General features: G+C 68.2%; 20 protein-coding genes and 2 tRNA genes. 14 read left to right on the top strand and 8 right to left on the bottom strand.

Annotated features, from left to right (window positions below):
- Positions 1-64: 64 nt before the first annotated feature.
- The 3 genes from K2Y03_RS03395 (at position 65) to K2Y03_RS03385 (ending at position 2,189) form a co-directional block, all read left to right on the top strand.
- A tRNA-Leu gene (locus tag K2Y03_RS03395) sits at positions 65-151 on the top strand.
- 125 nt (positions 152-276) lie between these two features.
- A complete protein-coding gene (locus tag K2Y03_RS03390) occupies positions 277-1,776 on the top strand; it encodes an ABC transporter substrate-binding protein (RefSeq protein WP_294088281.1) in 1,500 nt (499 codons plus the stop codon).
- Between the two features lie 5 nt (positions 1,777-1,781).
- A complete protein-coding gene (locus K2Y03_RS03385) occupies positions 1,782-2,189 on the top strand; it encodes a DUF4112 domain-containing protein (protein ID WP_294088280.1) in 408 nt (135 codons plus the stop codon).
- Between the two features lie 4 nt (positions 2,190-2,193).
- Here K2Y03_RS03385 and K2Y03_RS03380 read toward each other — a convergent pair whose 3' ends face one another.
- The 5 genes from K2Y03_RS03380 to K2Y03_RS03360 all read right to left on the bottom strand — a co-directional run bounded on the left by K2Y03_RS03380 (position 2,194) and on the right by K2Y03_RS03360 (position 5,928).
- A complete protein-coding gene (locus tag K2Y03_RS03380; RefSeq protein WP_294088278.1) occupies positions 2,194-2,907 on the bottom strand; it encodes a ribonuclease T2 in 714 nt (237 codons plus the stop codon).
- Positions 2,904-3,329 (bottom strand): hypothetical protein, encoded by a 426-nt coding sequence (locus K2Y03_RS03375; RefSeq protein WP_294088276.1) that lies wholly within the window; start codon positions 3,327-3,329, stop codon positions 2,904-2,906. Before K2Y03_RS03375 ends, K2Y03_RS03380 begins: the two co-directional genes overlap by 4 nt.
- A gap of 66 nt (positions 3,330-3,395) precedes the next feature.
- Positions 3,396-4,235 (bottom strand): carboxylating nicotinate-nucleotide diphosphorylase, encoded by an 840-nt coding sequence (nadC, locus tag K2Y03_RS03370; RefSeq protein WP_294088273.1) that lies wholly within the window; start codon positions 4,233-4,235, stop codon positions 3,396-3,398.
- Between the two features lie 38 nt (positions 4,236-4,273).
- Complete coding sequence (locus K2Y03_RS03365; protein WP_294088272.1) at positions 4,274-5,050, bottom strand: class II aldolase/adducin family protein; 777 nt, start codon at positions 5,048-5,050, stop codon at positions 4,274-4,276.
- A 14-nt stretch (positions 5,051-5,064) separates the two neighbouring features.
- The gene (locus K2Y03_RS03360; protein ID WP_294088271.1) at positions 5,065-5,928 is read right to left on the bottom strand and encodes a CoA ester lyase; all 864 of its coding nucleotides are present in this window, start codon (positions 5,926-5,928) and stop codon (positions 5,065-5,067) included.
- 83 nt (positions 5,929-6,011) lie between these two features.
- On the opposite strand from K2Y03_RS03360, the gene K2Y03_RS03355 reads away from it, so the two are divergent.
- The 9 genes from K2Y03_RS03355 (at position 6,012) to K2Y03_RS03315 (ending at position 14,592) form a co-directional block, all read left to right on the top strand.
- Complete coding sequence (locus K2Y03_RS03355) at positions 6,012-7,196, top strand: acyl-CoA dehydrogenase (RefSeq protein WP_294088270.1); 1,185 nt, start codon at positions 6,012-6,014, stop codon at positions 7,194-7,196.
- Between the two features lie 67 nt (positions 7,197-7,263).
- The gene (locus tag K2Y03_RS03350) at positions 7,264-7,734 is read left to right on the top strand and encodes a hypothetical protein (protein WP_294088269.1); all 471 of its coding nucleotides are present in this window, start codon (positions 7,264-7,266) and stop codon (positions 7,732-7,734) included.
- Between the two features lie 76 nt (positions 7,735-7,810).
- Complete coding sequence (locus K2Y03_RS03345) at positions 7,811-8,932, top strand: CaiB/BaiF CoA-transferase family protein (RefSeq protein WP_294088268.1); 1,122 nt, start codon at positions 7,811-7,813, stop codon at positions 8,930-8,932.
- Positions 8,929-9,477 carry a (2Fe-2S)-binding protein gene (locus tag K2Y03_RS03340; protein WP_294088266.1) on the top strand — a complete coding sequence of 183 codons (549 nt, stop codon included), beginning with the start codon at positions 8,929-8,931 and terminating at the stop codon, positions 9,475-9,477. The genes K2Y03_RS03345 and K2Y03_RS03340 overlap by 4 nt, the downstream gene beginning before the upstream one ends.
- Before the next feature lie 53 nt (positions 9,478-9,530).
- The gene (locus tag K2Y03_RS03335; protein WP_294088265.1) at positions 9,531-10,937 is read left to right on the top strand and encodes an RcnB family protein; all 1,407 of its coding nucleotides are present in this window, start codon (positions 9,531-9,533) and stop codon (positions 10,935-10,937) included.
- Between the two features lie 72 nt (positions 10,938-11,009).
- A complete protein-coding gene (locus K2Y03_RS03330) occupies positions 11,010-11,702 on the top strand; it encodes a 2OG-Fe(II) oxygenase (RefSeq protein WP_294088264.1) in 693 nt (230 codons plus the stop codon).
- Between the two features lie 20 nt (positions 11,703-11,722).
- Positions 11,723-12,619, top strand: coding sequence for a hypothetical protein (locus tag K2Y03_RS03325; protein WP_294088262.1), 897 nt, complete (start codon positions 11,723-11,725; stop codon positions 12,617-12,619).
- Between the two features lie 71 nt (positions 12,620-12,690).
- Positions 12,691-14,445, top strand: a complete 1,755-nt coding sequence (gene recJ, locus K2Y03_RS03320) for a single-stranded-DNA-specific exonuclease RecJ (RefSeq protein WP_294088261.1) — start codon at positions 12,691-12,693, stop codon at positions 14,443-14,445.
- A gap of 71 nt (positions 14,446-14,516) precedes the next feature.
- Positions 14,517-14,592: transfer RNA gene (locus K2Y03_RS03315), tRNA-Glu, on the top strand.
- Positions 14,593-14,672: 80 nt separating this feature from the next.
- On the opposite strand, the gene gatB is transcribed toward K2Y03_RS03315, so the two are convergent.
- Genes gatB through gatC form a run of 3 tightly spaced genes read right to left on the bottom strand, consistent with a single transcriptional unit; the run spans position 14,673 to position 17,924 of the window.
- The gene (gatB, locus tag K2Y03_RS03310; protein ID WP_294088259.1) at positions 14,673-16,139 is read right to left on the bottom strand and encodes an Asp-tRNA(Asn)/Glu-tRNA(Gln) amidotransferase subunit GatB; all 1,467 of its coding nucleotides are present in this window, start codon (positions 16,137-16,139) and stop codon (positions 14,673-14,675) included.
- A 1-nt stretch (position 16,140) separates the two neighbouring features.
- Positions 16,141-17,625, bottom strand: a complete 1,485-nt coding sequence (gene gatA / locus K2Y03_RS03305) for an Asp-tRNA(Asn)/Glu-tRNA(Gln) amidotransferase subunit GatA (protein WP_294088257.1) — start codon at positions 17,623-17,625, stop codon at positions 16,141-16,143.
- Positions 17,622-17,924 (bottom strand): Asp-tRNA(Asn)/Glu-tRNA(Gln) amidotransferase subunit GatC, encoded by a 303-nt coding sequence (gene gatC, locus K2Y03_RS03300; RefSeq protein WP_294088256.1) that lies wholly within the window; start codon positions 17,922-17,924, stop codon positions 17,622-17,624. The genes gatA and gatC overlap by 4 nt, the downstream gene beginning before the upstream one ends.
- A gap of 124 nt (positions 17,925-18,048) precedes the next feature.
- Between gatC and K2Y03_RS03295 the strand changes: the two genes are divergently transcribed.
- Both K2Y03_RS03295 and ruvX read left to right on the top strand, forming a co-directional pair.
- Positions 18,049-19,167, top strand: a complete 1,119-nt coding sequence (locus K2Y03_RS03295; protein WP_294088254.1) for a DUF3089 domain-containing protein — start codon at positions 18,049-18,051, stop codon at positions 19,165-19,167.
- Positions 19,168-19,174: 7 nt separating this feature from the next.
- Positions 19,175-19,404 (top strand): Holliday junction resolvase RuvX (ruvX, locus tag K2Y03_RS03290; protein WP_294088250.1); only part of this gene is annotated, 230 nt, incomplete at its 3' end.

Raw genomic sequence — 19,404 nt, 5'->3', positions numbered from 1 at the left:
CGTTCAAACCAAACACCAACCAGCGCTTGACGCGCGCGGCCGCATGCGCTGACTGGCCGGCGATGCGGACGTGGCGAAACTGGTAGACGCACCAGACTTAAAATCTGTTTTCCCCCGGGAAGTGCGGGTTCGAGTCCCGCCGTCCGCACCATGGCGAACTGCGCGGGGCAGCGGCGCCTGCCCGACGGGTCGAAATCGGCACAGGCGGTCTGCCCTCCCCCACCCATTGCCGAACCTCATTGTGCTGGGGCACCCGGCTTTGCCATAGAGCGGGGTATGAAGCCCATTTCGAACCGCCTGCCCGATGCGGCGCGCCTGCGGGTGCGGCCGGTGCTCGTGCTGGCGGCGGCGATGCTGGCCGGGTGCAATCCCCGGCCGGATGCCGGGCCGGTGGTGGTGAGCGTGATCGGCAAGGGCGCGATCATGGCAGACAGTGCGCGCGGCACGCTGGGCCTGCCGGCGCGAGTAATGGCCGACTCGCTGGCACAGGGCCTGGTCCGCTTTGACAATCAGGGGCAGATCGCCCCGGGCCTGGCCGAACGCTGGACCGTGCTCGACAATGGCGAAAGCTATGTCTTCCGCCTGCGCGAGGCGAACTGGAGCGACGGCAAGCGGGTGACGGCCGCCGATGTGGTGACCATCCTCAACCGCCAGATCGCGGCGCAATCGCGCAATCCGCTTGCCCCCTTCCTTTCCGCGATCGACGAGATTGTGGAAATGACGCCGGAAGTGATCGAGGTGCGGTTGAAGCGGCCCCGGCCCGATCTGCTCTCCCTTTTCGCGCAGCCCGAACTGGCCATCGTGCGGCAGCGGCCGCCCGGGGGCACCGGCCCGTTCCGGCTGGCGGCGGGCAAGGGCCGGTTCCAGACGCTGACCCCCGCTTTCGACCCCGTGCTCGCGGCAGCCGAGGATGTCGATCCGCCCGGGCCGGAACAGGATGTGCTGATTGTTGCCGAACGCGCTGCACGCGCGCTCGCCCGTTTCACCAGCCGCCAGTCGGACCTGATCCTGGGCGGCACCTTTGTCGACTGGCCGCTGGCCTCCGCCGCCGGGATCGCGCCCGCCAATCTGCGGCTCGATCCGGCAGCGGGGCTGTTCGGGCTGGCGGTGGTGGACCGCAGCGGCTTTCTGGCGACGGTGGAAAATCGCGCGGCAGTGGCGCAGGCCATCGACCGCGCCGCGCTGGTCGCCGCCTTCGCCGCCGGCTGGCAGGGCACCGAGCAATTGCTCCCCGCCCAGCTTGACGCTGCAACGCTGCCCGCCCGGCCGGACTGGGTGGCAACCCCTGCCGATCAGCGCCGCGCCGTCGCGCGCGCCGCTGTCGAGCGCTGGCGAACGGCGCATGGCGGGGCCGCCCCGCAGGTTCGCATCGCCCTGCCCGCCGGCCCGGGTGCGACGGTGCTGTTCGGCTTTGTCGGCGCGTCGCTCTCGGCGATCGGCATTGAGCCGGTACGCGTGGCGCTCGCCGCGCCGGCCGATCTGCGGCTGATCGATGCGGTTGCCCCCTATGACAGCGCGCGCTGGTATCTGGCGCTGGCCTGCCAGCTGTGCAGCGAGGAGGCACGCGCCAACATCGCCGCCGCGCGCGACGCGAACGACCTGTCGACCCGCGCGGTATTCCTGGCGCAGGCGGATCGCGCGCTGGCCGCCGATCAGGCCTTCATCCCGCTGGCCCGCCCGCTGCGCTGGTCGGTGGTGGCGCTGCGGCTGGCGCGGTGGCAGCCCAATGCGCGCGCCTGGCACCCCTTGAACCAGCTGCGGCGCGCACCAACCTAAGCTGTATGGTTATGATAAGACAGTTCGATGCCCTTGCCGCTGCGGCCACCAGCCCGGCGGCGGTGCGGCAGCGTGTGGAAATGCTGGAGCATGTGCTGGAGGGGCTGGTGACGGTGCCGCTGCTCAACCGGCGCGTCGGCCTCGACGTGCTGCTCGATCTGATCCCCGGCGTCGGCGATGTCGTGGCGGCGGCGCTGGGCGGCTGGCTGATCTGGGAAGCGCGCACGCTCGGCATGTCGCGCTGGCAGCTGGCGCGCATGGCCGGCAATGTGGGGATCGACTTTCTGCTGGGGCTGATACCGGTGATCGGGCTGGTGCCGGACTATCTGTTCCGCTCCAACACGCGCAATCTGCGCATCATCAAGCGGCATCTGGACCGGCACCACCCGGCCGGCGCGGTGATCGACCGCTGAACGATCAGCGGTCGCCCCGCCAGATTTTCACCCTTGCGTCGGGCGGCGTGCCCGCCTGATGGGCGGGGCAGGTCGCGTAGCGGAAGCGGCGGTCGAGGCACAACCACACCTCCTCCAGCCAGCCGCGCCGGTTGGCGACGATCCGCATCATCGCTGGTGACAGCCCCGGATTGGCTGTGGCCAGCGCCTGCGCCACCTGCCCCGCCGTCAGCCCGCGCACGCGCGACAAGGCATCCATGTCCGGAAAGCGCAGCCGCGCGAACAGCCCGGTCGAGCGCGCGAAATAGGCGTCGGGCGTGTCGCTCATGCAGGTGCCGTGCTTGGCCCATTCGTGCTGCAGCAATTGCGCCGAGGGCGTGGCGCACAGGTTGCGGCGGATGGTGGCGCCCGGCAACAGCGCCGCCGGGCGGCAATATTGCGGCCACACCGCCCCTTCCCCATCGGGCCAGAGCCCGTGGAGCACGAAGCCGAAGCGGTTGCCAGTGCCGCACTGGAACTGCGCCGACCGCTCGCCGCCATTGCCGTGGCAATATTCGGCCGCCCAGCTGAGCGCGAGCGTGTAGCCGCCAATCGGCAGAAGGCGCGCCGGCTCCCGGTCGGTCGGCCCCTCGGCGCGGGGTGTCTCCACCGTCGCCGGCACCGCGCAGCGATAGGCCTGCGCCTGGGCGAGTGCCGGCTGGCCCAGCAGCGCCAGCGCCGCCAGCGCAAGGCGCGTCACACCCGGCCTTTCGTCCGCGCTGTGCTGAACCAGGCCAGTGTCTCGCCCCGCCACAGCATGATGACGGCCAGCAGGAAGAAGAAGGTTGCGACAAGACCCAAGGCCAGCGCCACACCGTCGGCCGCGCCGTCCTGCCAGCGCAGCAGCGCAACCGCGCTGGCAGCAAGATTGATGACGAACAGCAAGGTGGCAATCCACGCCGCGACCTGGCTCGCCTGGCGGACCACGAAAAACCAGATCAACGCCGCGATCAGCAAGGGCGCGACCAGCGATACCGGGATCAGCCAGCCGCCGCCATCGACATTGATTGCCTGGATCTCCGCGTTTCGTGTGAGTGCGAGGTACGACCCGCCAAAGCCGACCAGTGCATAGGCCGAATAGAATAGCTGAAACAAGGCAATGCTCTTCGGACGCTGGATCATCGCCCTCTCCCCCCGGTAGCCGATTTTCAGGGGCAGCATAACGCGCCATCCCCACCGCGCAACCGCTCAGGCCAGCGGCGTGAAATCCAGCCCGATATCGGCGGCAGGCGCCGACTGGGTCAGCCGGCCGACGCTGATATAGGTCACGCCCGTCTCGGCAATCGCGCGGATGGTGTCGAGCCGCACCCCGCCCGATGCCTCGGCCGGCACGCGCCCCGCGATCAGCGCCACGCCCTCGCGCAGCATGTCCGGCGCCATGTTGTCGAGCAGCAAATGGGTGGCGCCCGCCGCCAGCGCGGGCTCGATCTGGTCGAGCCGGTCAACCTCCACGATGATGCGCGCAATGCCCGCGCGCACCGCCCGCGCCACCGCTTCCTCCACCGATCCGGCGACTGCGACGTGATTGTCCTTGATCATCGCCGCATCCCACAGTCCCATGCGGTGGTTCTGCGCGCCGCCCATCCGCGTGGCATATTTCTCCAGCAGACGCAGGCCCGGAATCGTCTTGCGCGTGTCGAGCAAGGTGGCGCCCGTGCCGGCAATCACATCGACATAGGCCCGGGTCATGGTGGCGATGCCCGACAGATGCTGCACCGTGTTGAGCGCGGATCGTTCGGCGGTCAGCAGAGCGCGCGCCAGGCCCGAAAGGCGCAGCAGCGGCGCCCCGGGGGCGACCCGCGCCCCATCCTCCACCAGCCGGTCGACCGTGCAATTCGGGTCGAGCGCCCGGAAGAATGCCTCGGCCAGCGGCAGGCCGGCGACCACGATGGCATCGCGGCTGGCCATCACCCCGGCAAAACGGGCGTCGGCCGGGATCACGGCCTGCGAAGTGACATCGCCGCCGGGGCCGAGATCCTCGGCGAGGGTGGCCGCAACAAAGCTGTCCGGATCAAAGCCGGGGATCATCATGCTTCCTTCGATGCCGCGTTAAGAACAGCGCTCCGTCAGGCGTCATACCCCGGATTGTGCCGGTCCAGCTTGCGCAGCAGCGCCGGCCAGGCCAGCCCCTGCGCCAGCATCGCCATCCCCGCGCCGCTCGACTGTTCCTTCACCTTATGCTCCACGCCCTGGGGCGGGGTGTTGAGGCCGTCGCGGCCGGCGCTCAGCATGTGCACCTGCGCTTCGCAGGCGCGCTCCAGGAAATAGAGGCGGATGAACGCCTGCGCGACGCTCGCGCCCGTTGCCAGCGTGCCGTGGTTGCGCAGGATCATGGCGTTCTTGTCGCCCAGGTCAGCCACCAGCCGCTCGCGCTCGTCCAGCTCGGTCGCGATGCCTTCATAGTCGTGATAGGCAACATCATGCGCGGCGATCATCGCCGTCTGCGTGTGCGGCAGCAGCCCGTCGGCCATTGCCGACACCGCCTGGCCATAGGGGGTGTGCAGGTGCATCACCGAATTGGCATCCTCGCGCGCCATGTGGATTGCCGAATGGATGACAAAGCCCGCGCGGTTGACGGCGGCGGGCTCGCCGAACACCTGATTGCCCTCGATATCGATCTTGACCAGCGCCGAGGCGGTCATTTCCTCGAACATCATGTTATAGGGATTGATCAGGAAATGATGCTCCGGCCCCGGAACGCGCGCCGACAGGTGCGTGAAGATCAGATCGTCCCAGCCATAGAGCGCGACCAGCCGATAGGCCGCGGCCAGATCGACCCGGGCCTGCCACTCCTCCGCCGACACCTGATCGCGGACGGTTGCGGGTTTCAGCAGGGTTGCCATCGTGCCTCTCCAGTTCAGATCATGTTGGCCAGTGCATAACCGGGTTCGGCGGCGGCGAGAAGCGCAAGCGTGCGCTCAGCCTCCACCAGATGCAGCCGCTCCACCATCCGCCCGTCGAGCTGGATGGCGCCGCGCCCGGCATTTTCAGGCAGGGCAAAGGCGGTGACGATGGCGCGGGCGCGGGCGGCCTCGGCATCGCTGGGCGTGAACGCGGCGTGGCACGGCGCAATCTGCGCCGGGTGGATCAGCGTCTTGCCGTCAAAGCCCAGCGCCCGCCCCTGCCCCGCCTCGGTCGCGAACGCTGCCAGGTCGTTGAAGTCGTTGCACACTCCGTCGAGCACGATCAGCCCGCGCGAGCGGGCCGCCGCCACCACGAAGGGCAGGATCGGCATCAGCGCGGCACGCCCCGCGCACCGCATTTCAAGCGCCAGATCGTTGGTGCCGACGACGAAGGCGGCCAGCCCCTCGCCCGCGCAATCCGCCAGTGCCTGCAACTGGCCCAGCGCCAGGCACGTCTCCACCATGATCCACAAGGGGCATCCGGCGAGCGCGGCGGCATAGCTGCGGACATCGGCCGGCGTGCCGACCTTGGGCACCAGCACCGCATCGAACGGCGCGTCTGCCGCCGCTGCCAGATCGTCCGCTCCCCAGGCCGTGTCGCGCGCATTGACGCGCAGCACCAGCCGGCGCGCGGGGAATCCGCCGGCGCGGGCCGCCTCGACCGCCGCAGCCCGCGCGGCCACCTTTGCATCGGGCGCCACCGCATCCTCCAGGTCCAGGATCAGCGTGTCGCACTCAAGCGTGCGCGCCTTGGCAATCGCGCGCGGGTTCGACGCAGGCAGGAACAGCGCCGAGCGGCAGGGCAGATAGTCGTCCATCGCCCCGGTCCATAGAGCTTTGGGCTGGACAAATCACGCGCTTGGGCGCCATTCGGTGGGCCACGTCACATGGAGTGAATGCGATGTCCGGCATGAGCAGGTTCGATTGGGCCGACCCCTTCTTTCTCGACGACCAGTTGAGCGAAGAGGAGCGCGCCATCCGCGACACCGCCCACGCCTATGCGCAGGATCGGCTGGCGCCGCGCATCATCGACGCGTTCAACCATGAAAGGACGGACCCCGAAATCTTTGCGGAGATGGGCGCGGTCGGCCTGCTCGGCCCCACCATTCCGGCCGAATATGGCGGCGTCGGCGCGAATTATGTCTCCTATGGCCTCGTCGCGCGCGAGGTGGAGCGGATCGACTCGGGCTATCGCTCGATGATGAGCGTGCAGTCGAGCCTCGTGATGTTCCCGATCTATGAATATGGCTCCGAAGAGCAGCGGCACAAATATCTGCCCAAGCTGGCGAGCGGCGCCTGGATCGGCTGTTTCGGGCTGACCGAGCCCGATGCGGGCTCCGACCCCGGCGGCATGCTGAGCCGCGCCGAAAAAGTGGACGGCGGTTATCGCCTCTACGGCACCAAGACCTGGATTTCGAACGCGCCGATCGCCGATGTCTTCGTCGTCTGGGCCAAGAGCGACGCGCATGGCGGCGGCATTCGCGGCTTCGTGCTGGAAAAGGGCATGAAGGGCCTTTCCACCCCCAAGATCGAGGGCAAGCTGTCTTTACGCGCCTCGATCACCGGCATGATCGTGATGGACGGCGTGGAAGTAAGCGAGGACGCGCTGCTGCCCAATGTGCAGGGCCTGAAAGGGCCGTTCGGCTGCCTCAACCGCGCGCGCTACGGGATTTCATGGGGGGCAATGGGCGCGGCCGAATTCTGCTTCCACGCCGCGCGCCAATATGGGCTGGATCGCAAGCAATTCGGCCGGCCGCTTGCCGCGACCCAGCTCTACCAGAAGAAGCTCGCCGATATGGAAAGCGAGATCGCGCTGGGGCTCCAGGCGTCCTTGCGTGTCGGCCGGCTGATGGACGCGCATAAATTCGCGCCGGAGATGATCTCGATCGTGAAGCGCAACAATGTCGGCAAGGCACTCGATATCGCCCGCGCCGCGCGCGACATGCATGGCGGCAACGGCATTTCGGCCGAATATCAGGTGATGCGCCACCTGATGAACCTGGAAACGGTCAACACCTATGAAGGCGCGCATGACGTGCACGCGCTGATTTTGGGCCGCGCGATCACGGGGATTGCCGCGTTTTGAAGGAAGAACCGTTGCGGCAACTTTCGCAACACTTGCAGATCTGCGGCTGCTTGACGATTGTTTGTCGATGAAAAAACTGTTCTCAATTCTACTTTTGATGCCGGCAGCAGCTTCCGCTGCCGACCACCCTCGCACATATCTACTCTCGGTGGTCGGTCTACCGGTCAAAGACACACAAAGCGTCTCAGCGTTTTCGTTCGACACTTGGGGTGTAGAGTTCAACTCGATCTGTCACATCCCGGGAGGATGGAGGATCAAGGCAGGAAGCAGCGCAACGCCAAATGGCGAACTCGCGGGAGAAGGAAGCCAAGGGGCAACGTGGTTTAACCAACGCAACCCTATGGAATTGCGTTCGTTTGTACTGGTGACGCTTTATGCGCCCGTACAGCGGACGGATGCCATGTCAGCAAGCGGAAGCGGGACACCGGCCACTTTCAAAGGAATTGCGACGGTAGAAACCGACGAAGGTGAAAAGCACATCCCACTCACGTATCGGAACATCACACTGACGCCAGCATTGGCGTGCCCACATCGATAGCAATGTCCGCTGTTCACCAGTCCCAGCTCCGGTCCTCCCCCTTGACCCCGGGCCCCAACCCGCCGACCACGCTGGCATGATCCGCCCGCTGACCGGCCTGAAAGTCATCGAACTCGCGCGCATTCTTGCCGGGCCTTGGTGCGGGCAGTTGCTCGCCGATCTGGGTGCCGAGGTGATCAAGGTCGAGCGGCCGGGCGCCGGCGATGATACGCGGCATTGGGGGCCACCGTTTATGGCCGGGCCGGACGGGGAGAACCTCGATGCGGCCTATTATCACTCGGCCAATCGCGGCAAGCGCGCGCTCGCGATCGACATCGCCACCACCGAAGGTCAGGCGGAAATCCGCGAGTTGGTGCGCGATGCGGACGTGGTGATCGAGAATTACAAGGTCGGCGGCCTCGCCAAATATGGCCTCGATCATGCCAGCCTCGCCGCGATCAACCCGCGTCTCATCACCTGCTCGATCACCGGCTTCGGGCAGACCGGCCCCTATGCGCACCGCGCCGGCTATGATTTCATCATCCAGGGCATGGGCGGCATCATGTCGATGACCGGGGAGCCGGGCGGGCCGCCGCAAAAGACCGGCATCGCCTATGCCGACATCTTCACCGGCGTCTATTCGGCGGTCGCGATCCTGGCCGCACTTCGCCAGCGCGACGCGACCGGGCCAGAAAGCTATCGGGGCGCGCATATCGACATGGCGCTGCTCGACACGCAGGTGGCGGTGCTCGCCAACCAGGCGCTCAACTGGATGGCGAGCGGCGTGGTGCCGCACCGGATGGGCAATGGGCATGCCAATCTCGCCCCCTATCAGGCGTTCACCTGTGCCGATGGCGAGCTGATCGTTGCGGTCGGCAATGACGGGCAGTTCGCCAAATTATGCGCCGTGCTCGGCCTGCCGCTCGCCAGCGATCCGCGCTTTGCGACGAACCCCGAACGCGTGCGCAACCGCGCCGCGCTGATCGCCGCGCTCACCGCTGCCATCGTCCAGTGGCGCAAGGCCGAACTCTACGAAGCGCTGGAGGCGGCGGGCGTGCCGGCCGGACCGATCAACACGGTGGCCGAAGTCTTTGCCGATCCGCAGGTGATCGCGCGCGGCATGGCGATCACGCGCGCGGGGTTGCCCGGCGTCGCCAGCCCGATCGTGATTGACGGCGACCGCATGGTGAGCGACCTGCCGAGTCCGAAGCGACCATGACCAAATTCACCGTCAACAATCAGGCAATCGAATATCGGCTGGACCCGAAAACGCCTCTGCTGTGGGCGTTGCGCGATGCGTCGAACCTGACCGGCACCAAATATGGCTGCGGCACGGGTGATTGCGGCGCGTGCACGGTGGATATCGATGGCGCGGCGGTGCGGGCCTGCGTCACCCCGATCGGCGCGCTGGAAGGCACCTTCGTCACCACGATCGAAGGTCTGTCGCGGGAGCGCGACCATCCGCTGCAACAGGCATGGATCGCTCGCAACGTCGTCCAGTGCGGGTTCTGCACGGCCGGCATGATCATGGCGGCGGCCGCGCTGCTGAAGAAAAATCGCAACCCGTCGGACAGTGATATCGAGGCGGCGATCACCAATCTCTGCCGCTGCGGCGTCTATCCCCGCGTGATCGAGGCGGTGCAGCTGGCCGCGCGCATCCAGCGCGGGGACGAAACGGTGGAGGGGCCGCCCCGCCCCGACATTTCGACCGAAGACGCCAGCAAACTCGTCCCCGCGCTCACCCCGGCTAAGCCGCCCCGGTAGCCGCCAAGGCAATTGTCGCAAAATCTTTCATTTCGCTGACAGAAGGGTTCAGAATGGCGACATGGCGCCAGGCGCATAGCCGCGTCTATCGTCGCGGGCAGCTGGGCCAGGAGCGGCGGGCGGAGGGACTTATGCGCAAGGCGCTGATGGTGGCGTTGATGGCAGCGGCAGCCATGCCGGCGGTGGCCAGGGCACAGGATGTGCAACCCGAAGTGGTGCCGGACGGGCGCGCGGGCGATTATGCCGCCACCGTTCAGCTGCCACGCTCGGCGCCCGTGCGCGATGTGCCGACGGTGGTGATCGACCGCGACGGCGGGCGCGGCTTTGGCGGCGGGCGGGGCGATGCGCCTGCGCCCCCGGCTGCGCCACCGGGCAATTTCGGCCAGGGCGGCGGCCGTGGCCTGGGCGGTGGTGGCTTTGGCGGTCCCCGCGTCGACCCCCCTGCCATCCCACCGATGACAAACCCTGCCCCGCCCGCCGATTTCGGCCAGCGCGGTGATGGTCGCGGCGGTCAGGGCGACGGCGGTGGTCAGGGCGGCGGCGGCGGTGGCGGCCGTGGCTGGGGCGGCGGCCAGGGTGGTGGCCAGCCCGGCGGCGGCTGGCGCGGCGGCGGCGGCGGTGGCTGGGGTGGCCAGGGGCGCGGCTGGGGCGGCGATCGCCCGGCAATGCCGCAGCCTGCCCCCAACCCTCCCCAGAACCGGCCCGATTTCCGGCAGGATCGTCCCGGCTTTCCCGGTGGCGGCCAGGGTGGCTTTGGCGGTGGCGGTTTCCGCAACGATGGCCCGCGCGGTGATGGCTTTGGCGGCGGATGGGGCGGCGGGCGCTGGCGGGGCAACGGATTTCCGGGCCAGCCGGGCGTCGGTCAACCCGGTGTCGGCCAACCGGTGCCGGGCCAGCCTGTACCCGGCCAGCCCGGCTTTGGCGGCGGTGGGCGCGGCTTCGGCCGGCCTGGTTTGGGCCAGCCTGTGCCAGGCCAGCCCGGTTTCGGACAGCCCGGCTTTGGCCAGCCCGGTTTCCGCCAGGACTGGCGCGGCAATAATGGCTGGCGCGGGGACAATGGCTGGCGAGGCAACAACGGCTGGCGCGGTGATGGATGGCGTGGCGGCGGCAACTGGGGCAACCCGGGCTTTGGCGGCGGCGGCTTCCGCGGCTGGAACCGCGACTGGCGCTTCGACAACCGGTTTGACTGGCGCGGCTGGCGGCAGTTCAACCAGTTCGCCTTCCGCCTGCCGCCCTATCGGCCGCCGTTCGGCTGGGGCTTTGGCTATCAGCGCTTCGGCATCGGGTTCGCGCTCGACGGGTTGCTGTTCTCGCAGCAATTCTGGATCAACGATCCGTTCCTCTATCACCTGCCGCCGGCCTATTGGCCGTATCAATGGGTGCGCTATTATGGCGACGCGCTGCTGGTCGATACCCGGACCGGCGAAGTGGTAGACGTGGTATACGACATCTTCTGGTAGCCCGATCGCTAGGCCCGCCGCGCCGGGGGCGGGCCTTGCATTTCGGGTGCGGGCCGACACAATGACACCGCCATGTTCAATCCGTTCAAGCGAAAGACCGATCCCGCCGCCGAGAATCGCGCCGAGATCGGCCGTCGCGTCGCCGCGCAGCTCGATGCCAACCCACGCCTGATCCGCCTGCCCGCCGAAGGGGTGCAGGCCTATTGCGGCGAGGATTATCTGGATGCCGCCAGCTGTGCCCGGTTGATGAAGATGATCGACGCCGGGCGGCGCCCCTCGACCATTTTGAGCGACCGGCCCGATTATGGCTATCGCACCTCGGAAAGCTGCGACCTGGATCGCTGGGCGGAAGCCGTGCAGCCGATCGACGAGGGGCTGGCCAACCTGCTCGGCATCGACCCCGCTTATGGCGAGACGATGCAGGGCCAGCGATACGCCCCGGGCCAGCATTTCCGCGCGCATCACGACTATTTCTTCGAGACCGAAAGCTATTGGCAGCGCGTGAAGAAGGAAGGCGGCCAGCGCACCTGGACGGCGATGATCTATCTGAACGATGTCGACGAAGGCGGCGCCACCTGGTTCCCGACTGCCGGCATCCGCGTGCTGCCCCGGCGGGGGCTGATCCTGATCTGGAATAATATGGGGCTGGACGGGATGCCCAACATCACCACCCTGCACGAGGGGATGCCGGTGGTGACGGGCGTCAAATATGTCGTCACCAAATGGTTTCGAGAGGGGCGCTGGCTGCCGGATTACACCAGTTGAACTGACGGGAGGGGGCAATGATGACAAGGCGGATCGGCGTCGGCGTGGCGGGCGCGCTGGCATTGGTGGTGGCGGGCTCGGCCATGGCGGAGACGATCCGCATCACCGGCAATTTTCCGGCCCCGTATCGCGAGGCGAGCTTCCTGCGCCGCATTTCGATCGACCGGATGACCGGGGTGGACGGCGCCGCGCTTGGCTTTGCGCTGGAACGCGCGATCGGCCGCAGCGGCTATTTCACCATGGTGGTGGGCGGTGCGCCGGCCACCGCCTCGCTGGCGGGGTCCGTCACCACCGACGTCAACGAGCGCCGGGTGCAGCAGCAGCGCAACCAGTGCACCCAGCGCGACGGCGACAAATGCGTGAAGAACGAGCTGGTCAACGTCACCTGCAACGAGCGCGCAATCGACGTGATCGCCGATATCCGCATTGCCGACATCCGCGACGGGCGCATCGTCTATTCGGAACGCAAGGCCCGGCAGGACCGCACCACCCGCTGCCCCGGCGACGGCCCGCCGCCCGCGACCGAGGGCGTCATCCGCGGCATGGTGGACAGCATCGCCATCGAAACGGCGACGAACATCACGCCCTTCACCAAGACCTATGACATGCGCTTCTACGAAAGCCGCGACGGGCTGGACAAGGAAACCGGCGCCCGGTTCAAGGATGCGATCCGACAGACGCAGCGCGACCCGGTCGGCGGCTGCGCGGCCATCGCCGCGCTGAACGAGGCCGTGCCCCAGTTCGCGCTCGCCTATGATGCGGGGCTTTGTGCAGAGGCAAGCGGCGATTTTGCCGCCGCACTGGCGCTCTATCAGCGCGCCGCCAGCCTGCGGCCGCGCGACACCGCCGATTTTGACAGCGGCGCCGTGCGCGCCCGGCAGTTGATCCAGCGCGCGGAGGATGACGCCCGGCGCTGAGGCACGCCGCCAAAGCTGTGGATAAGCGGTTGCGGCCAATTCCGCCCCACGCGCCGCCGCGCTAGGGTGGGGTGATGCAGGTGCTCAACATCTCCCGCTCGATCCTTGGCCAGCCATGGCAGTGGCGCGGCCGCGCCGCCGATGCGCGCGACTGGGGGGCGGAGGAGGATCTGGTCACCCAGCTGCTGCTGAGCCGGGGCTGCCCGCCCGAGCAGCTGGCCGAGCACCGCGCGCCCAGCATCCGCGCCTTCATGCCCGACCCGTCGATCTTCCGCGACATGGACCGCGCTGCCGAACGGCTGGCGGCGGCGGTGATCGCCGGCGAATCGGTAACCGTGTTCGGCGATTATGACGTGGATGGCGCGACATCGGCCGCGCTGCTCATCCGCCTGTTGCGCGCGCTGGGGCTGCGGCCCGATGCCTATATTCCCGACCGGCTCATGGAAGGCTATGGCCCCAGCGGCGAGGCGCTGGTGCGGCTGGGCGCGCGCGGCGCGACGCTGATCGTGACGGTGGATTGCGGCGCGCAGGCGTTCGAGGCGCTCGACATGGCGCGCGACGCCGGCGTCGACGTGATCGTGGTCGACCACCATAAGTGCGCGCCGCAGCTGCCGGCCGCCTATGCGCTGGTCAACCCCAACCGGCTCGATGAGGGCGAGGGCGCGGCGCATGGCCATCTGGCGGCGGTGGGGGTGGCCTTTCTGCTGGGGGCCGCGCTGCTGCGCACGTTGCGCGCGCGCGGCTTCTTCGCCAGCCGGACCGAGCCCAAGCTGATCGACCTGCTCGACATCGTCGCACTGGGCACGGTGGCCGATGTGGCGGCGCTGCGCGGCCTCAACCGCGCCTTCGTGGCGCAGGGGCTGAAGGTGATGGCACAGGGGCGCAATATCGGCCTCGCCGCACTCATGTCTGCCAGCCGCCTCACCCGCGCGCCGACCGCGACCGATCTGGGCTTTGCGCTGGGGCCGCGCATCAATGCCGGCGGGCGTGTGGGCAAATCCGACCTTGGCGTGCGGCTGCTCACCACCGACGATCCTGAGGAAGCACGCGCCATCGCAGCCGAACTCGACCGGCTGAACGAGGAACGCCGCGCGATCGAGGCGGAGGTGCAGATGGCGGCCGAGCGGCTGGCCGGCATGCCCGGCGCGGTGTGCGTGGTCGCCGGCAATGGCTGGCACCCGGGCGTGATCGGCATCGTCGCCGGGCGGCTGAAGGAGAAACTGGGCCTGCCCGCCATCGTCATCGCGGTGGATGAGCAGGGTATCGGCAAGGGCTCCGGCCGCTCGATTGCGGGCGTCGATCTGGGCCAGGCGGTGCTTCAGGCGAAGGAGGCCGGGCTGCTGGTGGCGGGCGGCGGGCACGCCATGGCCGCCGGGCTCACCATCGCGGCTGACCAGGTGGCGGCGTTCACTGCCTTTCTGGAGGAACGACTGGCCGAGCCGGTCGCGCGGGCGGCGGGCACGCGCGCGCTGCTGCTCGATGCGCTGGTCGCGCCGCGCGGGCTGAACCCGGCGCTGGTCGAAAGCCTGGAAGCGGGCGGCCCCTATGGCATGGGCTGGCCCGCCCCGCGCGTGGCCGCTGGGCCGGTGCGCGTGGTGAAGGCCGATGTGGTCGGCACCGGCCATGTCCGGCTGGTGGTGGCGGGCGACGATGGCGCCAGCATCAAGGCGGTCGCCTTCCGCCAGGCCGACACCGCACTGGGCCAGGCATTGCTGGGCGCGCCGCGCGACCGCCGCCTGTGGATTGCCGGCCGCGCCCGGATAGACGACTGGTCCGGCCGCGCCACTGCCGAGCTGCATCTGGATGACGCGGCCTGGGCGGATTGATGTGCGATCAGCGCTTGACCGGCGCGAAAAGCTCGCCTAGTCGCCTCCCCCACGCCAGCAGCGCAAGCGATGGCCCCTTCGTCTAGCGGTCTAGGACGCGGCCCTTTCACGGCTGAAACACGGGTTCGAGTCCCGTAGGGGTCACCACCATCATGGCGGCGCGGCACCCCGCCTGAACGCGGCCTGCCCCTTCCCTCAGATCATCGGCACGCGGCGGCGCCGGGCGGTCAGCCCAGCGCCTTTTTGAGCAGGTCGTTGACGACACCGGGGTTCGCCTTGCCCCCCATCGCCTTCATCACCTGGCCGACGAAGAAGCCGAACAACTTGTCCTTGCCGCCGCGATAATCGGCGACCTTGTCGGCATTGGCTTCCATCACCCGGGCGATTTCAGCCTCGATCGCGCCGGTGTCGCTGGTCTGTTTGAGGCCGCGCTCGTCGACGATTTGAGCCGCATTCTGCCCGGTTTCGAGCATGATCTCGAACACCTGCTTGGCCAGGCTCCCCGACAGCGTGCCATCGGCGACCAGCGCCAGCAGTTCGGCGGCCTGCGCGGGCGACACGGGCGACGACGCAATGTCGCGCCCCAGCCGGTTGAGCGCGCCGAACAGTTCCGAGGTTACCCAGTTGGACGCAGCCACCGGCTTCGCGCCCGCCTCCAGCAGCGCATCGAACCAGCGTGCCGCCTCAACCTCCGCCGTCAGCACCCCGGCATTATAAGGGGTGATGCCGAGCGCCAGATAGCGCGCTCGCTTGGCGTCGGGCAGTTCGGGCAGGCTGGCGCGGCACTCGTCCAGAAACGCCTCGTCCAGCTCCAGCGGCAACAGGTCGGGATCGGGGAAATAGCGGTAATCATGCGCATCCTCCTTGGAGCGCATCGACCGCGTCGTGCCGCTGTCGGGGTCGAACAGACGGGTTTCCTGAACGATGCGGCCGCCGGCTTCCAGCACATCGACCTGGCGCGACGCCTCATGCTCGATGGCCTGCATCACGAAGCGCACCGAGTTGACATTCTTGGTCTCGGTGCGGGTGCCGAACGGCTCGCCCGGGCGGCGCACCGAGACGTTGACGTCGGCGCGCATCGACCCTTCTTCCATATTGCCGTCGCAGCTGCCGACATAGCGTAGAATTGATCGCAGCTTACGCAGATAAGCCCCTGCTTCGGCAGGCGATCGCATGTCGGGCCGGCTGACGATTTCCATCAGCGCCACGCCCGAGCGGTTGAGATCGACATAGGATCGCGTCGGGTGCTGATCGTGCATCAGCTTGCCGGCGTCCTGCTCAACATGGATGCGCTCGATGCCGATCCGCTTGGTCTCGGCATCGGGGTTCTTGTCATCCAGGCTGATCTCGATCGCGCCCTCGCCGACGATCGGGTGGTAGAGCTGACTGATCTGATAGCCCTGCGGCAGATCGGCATAGAAATAATTCTTGCGGTCGAAGCGCGACCATTTGTTGATCTGCGCCTCGATCGCCATGCCGGTGCGCACCGCCTGGCGGATGCACTCGCGGTTGGGCACGGGGAGCATGCCCGGCATCGCTGCATCGACCAGGCTGACCTGGCTGTTGGGCTCCGCGCCGAACGCAGTGGCGGCGCCCGAGAACAGCTTCGCCTGCGACGTGACCTGCGCATGCACTTCGAGGCCGATCACGACCTCCCAATCGCCGGTGGCGCCCTTGATCCGATAGTCGCTCATCTTACCACCACTTCTCCGGGCGCGCGACGAAGCCGGCGCGTTCTTCCAGCGCGAGCGACGCGTTGAGCACGCCCTGCTCGTCCAGCGCCTTGCCGATGATCTGCAGCCCCAGCGGCAGGCCCTGCCGGTCGAGCCCGCCCGGCACGCTCATGGCGGGGAGCCCCGCGAGCGACGACGGCACCGTGAAAACGTCGTTCAGATACATGGCGATGGGATCGGCGCTCTTCTCGCCCAGCGCGAAGGCCGCGCTCGGCGCGGTGGGCGTCAGCAGATAGTCGCACTGCGCCCAGGCCAGTTCGAAATCGCGCGCGATCAGCGTGCGGACCTTCGAGGCTTGCGTGAAATAGGCGTCGTAAAACCCTGCCGACAAAACATAAGTGCCGATCATGATGCGGCGCTTCACCTCGTCGCCAAAGCCGGCGGCGCGGGTGGCGGCATACATGTCCTGCAGGTTCGCGCCATCGGGCAGGGTGCGGTGGCCATAGCGCACACCGTCATAGCGGGCGAGGTTCGACGAGGCTTCGGCAGGCGCGATGATGTAATAGGCGGGCAGCGCATATTTGGTGTGCGGCAGCGACACCTCGACAATCTCGGCGCCCGCATCCTTCAGCCAGTCGATCCCCTGCTGCCACAGCGCGTCAATCTCATCGGGCATCGCATCGACGCGATATTCCCTGGGAATGCCGATGCGCTTGCCCTTGAGATTGCTTGACAAAGACGCAGTCCACGCCGGCACCGATTCATTCAGCGAGGTGGCGTCCTTCGGATCGAACCCGGCCATCGCCTCCAGCATCAGCGCGCAGTCGCGCACGTCGCGCGCCATCGGTCCTGCCTGGTCGAGCGACGAGGCGAACGCCACCACGCCCCAGCGCGAGCAGCGGCCATAAGTGGGCTTGATGCCCGAAATGCCGGTGAAGGCGGCCGGCTGGCGGATCGAGCCGCCGGTGTCGGTGCCGGTCGCGCCCGGGCACAGCCGCGCGGCCACCGCTGCCGACGAGCCGCCGGAAGAGCCCCCCGGTGCCAGCGGCGCATTGCTGCCATCGCCGCGCCGCCAGGGCGAGATGACATTGCCGAACGCGCTCGTCTCGTTCGACGATCCCATTGCGAACTGGTCCATGTTCAGCTTGCCGAGCATGCCCGCGCCCGCCGCCCACAGATTGGCGGACACGGTCGATTCATAGGGCGGCGTGAACCCGTCCAGAATCAGGCTGCCGGCCGTGGTCGGCACGCCGGCGGTGCAGAACAGGTCTTTCATGCCGATCGGCACGCCGGCCAACGGCTTCAGCACCTCGCCGCCTGCGCGCGCGGCATCGGCGGCGTCGGCGGCGGCCAGCGCATGATCGGGGGTTTCGACCAGAAAGGCGTTGAGCGGCTTGGCGGCGGCCACCTTGGCGATGAATGCCTCGGCCACCTCGCGCGCGGAAAAATCGCCCGCCGCCACGCCATCGCGGATGGCGGCAATGCCCAGATCGGTCAGCGCGCTCATTCGATCACCTTCGGCACCGCGAAAAAGCCATGTTCGGCCTGGGGCGCGTTGGCCAGCACCGCGTCGCGCACATTGCCGCCGGTCAGCGGATCGGCGTTCACCACATCGTCGCGCAGGCGCAGCTGGTTGGGGATCACTGCCGTCATCGGCGCGACGCCGCTGGTATCCACCTCTCCCAGCTGTTCGATCCAGCCCAGGATGTTGCCGAGTTCGGGCGCCAGCCGGGCGGCTTCCGCCTCGGTAATGGCGATGCGGGCCAGGCCCGCAATGCGTTGCACGGTTGCGATGTCGACTGCCATGCCAGCGCGGCTAGCACCAGCATGGCCGCGCGCGCAACCGCCTTCGCCCGTGAAGGTGCGCCCTTTGCGATTGCGGCCGCGCGCGTGATGCGGCAGGAGCGGCGCGTTCGGGGAGAGTGAAGCCTTGGCGCGCAAGTTTCTTTACGGGGTGGCGGTCCTGGTCTTCATGGCGATTGCCGCTCTCTTTGCCTTTCGCCTGTTCGGGCCGCAGCTGATGCGCATGGCGATGGTGCCGGGCATTGATTATGAGGCCCTGCCGCCGGTTGCCGCCAATGCCTATGCCGATGCGCGGCGGTGGATCGCGCGGCCGGACAAGCCCGGCAACCCCGCGCTGTGGACGCCCCAGGGCTATGCCCCCGCCGCCGACCCGCGCGCGGCGGTGTTCTTCGTCCACCCGACATCCTATCTTGACCGTTCGCACTGGAACGCACCGCTGGACGATGCGCGCGGCAATGATCTGGCGGCAACCTTCGTGCGCGGCCAGGCGAGCGTGTTCAACGGCACGGGGGCGATCTGGGCGCCGGCCTATCGCCAGGCGACGTTCGGTGCGTTCCTGACCGATGCGGCCGCTGCCAATCAGGCGCTGGACCTCGCCTATGGCGATGTGCGCGCGGCGTTCGACACGTTTTTGGTGCAGGCTGGCGACCGGCCGATCATCCTTGCCGGCCACAGCCAGGGATCGCTCCATCTGCTGCGCCTGCTGAAAGAGCGCGTGGCGGGGCAGCCGGTCGCGCGGCGGATCGTCGCGGTTTATCTCGCTGGCTGGCCGGTATCGCGCACGGCCGACCTGCCGGCTTTGGGCCTGCCCGAATGCACGCGCGCCGACCAGGCCGGCTGCATCCTGTCGTGGCAGAGCTTTGGCGAGCCGGCCGATCCGTCGATGGTGACCGACGTGTTCGACGCCGGCGCCGGCCTGACCGGCCAGGCGCGGCGCGGCACCGCGATGATCTGCACCAACCCGCTGACCGGCACGCCCGACAGCGCGGCCCCGGCCAGCGCCAATCTGGGCACGCTCTACCCCAGTGCCGATCTGAAGACGGCGACGATTGCGGCGGGGCGGATTCCGGCGCGCTGCGCGGGGCGTGGGCTGTTGCTGATCGGCGCGGCACCCACCGATCTCCAGCAGTTCGTGCTGCCCGGCAACAATTATCATGTGTTTGATTACAGTCTGTTCTGGGCAAATCTTCGCGCGGATTCTGCAAAGCGACTGGCCGCCTTCACCGCCACCCCGCCGGCACCGTGAGCGCCGCGTGATCACCACCGACCGGTCCGAATTTCGTGCGGCGCTGCCCAGTGGCGGCCGCCTGCTGGGGCTGGACGTGGGCACGAAGACGATCGGCACCGCGCTGTGCGACGCGGGATGGGCGTTTGCCAGCCCGGCGCTGCTCATCAAGCGCACCAAATTCATGGCGGACAAGGCGGCACTGGCGGCGCTGGCGGCGGAGCAGCAGGTGGCCGGGCTGGTGATCGGCCTGCCGCT

It is taken from the genome of Sphingomonas sp. (assembly GCF_019746015.1).
Lineage (GTDB): Bacteria > Pseudomonadota > Alphaproteobacteria > Sphingomonadales > Sphingomonadaceae > Sphingomonas.
The sequence above is the reverse complement of the archived record's forward strand: the minus strand, read 5'-3'. Positions and strand labels throughout refer to the sequence as shown.

Coding starts and splice junctions, on each gene's coding strand:
- K2Y03_RS03340 (WP_294088266.1), top strand. CDS start 8,929: ATGACCAAATTCACCGTCAACAATCAGGCAATCGAATATCGGCTGGAC.
- K2Y03_RS03355 (WP_294088270.1), top strand. CDS start 6,012: ATGTCCGGCATGAGCAGGTTCGATTGGGCCGACCCCTTCTTTCTCGAC.
- gatB (WP_294088259.1), bottom strand. CDS start 16,139: ATGAGCGACTATCGGATCAAGGGCGCCACCGGCGATTGGGAGGTCGTG.
- K2Y03_RS03360 (WP_294088271.1), bottom strand. CDS start 5,928: ATGGACGACTATCTGCCCTGCCGCTCGGCGCTGTTCCTGCCTGCGTCG.
- K2Y03_RS03325 (WP_294088262.1), top strand. CDS start 11,723: ATGACAAGGCGGATCGGCGTCGGCGTGGCGGGCGCGCTGGCATTGGTG.
- K2Y03_RS03375 (WP_294088276.1), bottom strand. CDS start 3,329: ATGATCCAGCGTCCGAAGAGCATTGCCTTGTTTCAGCTATTCTATTCG.
- gatC (WP_294088256.1), bottom strand. CDS start 17,924: ATGGCAGTCGACATCGCAACCGTGCAACGCATTGCGGGCCTGGCCCGC.
- K2Y03_RS03365 (WP_294088272.1), bottom strand. CDS start 5,050: ATGGCAACCCTGCTGAAACCCGCAACCGTCCGCGATCAGGTGTCGGCG.
- K2Y03_RS03345 (WP_294088268.1), top strand. CDS start 7,811: ATGATCCGCCCGCTGACCGGCCTGAAAGTCATCGAACTCGCGCGCATT.
- K2Y03_RS03390 (WP_294088281.1), top strand. CDS start 277: ATGAAGCCCATTTCGAACCGCCTGCCCGATGCGGCGCGCCTGCGGGTG.
- K2Y03_RS03335 (WP_294088265.1), top strand. CDS start 9,531: ATGGCGACATGGCGCCAGGCGCATAGCCGCGTCTATCGTCGCGGGCAG.
- K2Y03_RS03385 (WP_294088280.1), top strand. CDS start 1,782: ATGGTTATGATAAGACAGTTCGATGCCCTTGCCGCTGCGGCCACCAGC.
- gatA (WP_294088257.1), bottom strand. CDS start 17,625: ATGAGCGCGCTGACCGATCTGGGCATTGCCGCCATCCGCGATGGCGTG.
- K2Y03_RS03350 (WP_294088269.1), top strand. CDS start 7,264: ATGAAAAAACTGTTCTCAATTCTACTTTTGATGCCGGCAGCAGCTTCC.
- nadC (WP_294088273.1), bottom strand. CDS start 4,235: ATGATCCCCGGCTTTGATCCGGACAGCTTTGTTGCGGCCACCCTCGCC.
- K2Y03_RS03330 (WP_294088264.1), top strand. CDS start 11,010: ATGTTCAATCCGTTCAAGCGAAAGACCGATCCCGCCGCCGAGAATCGC.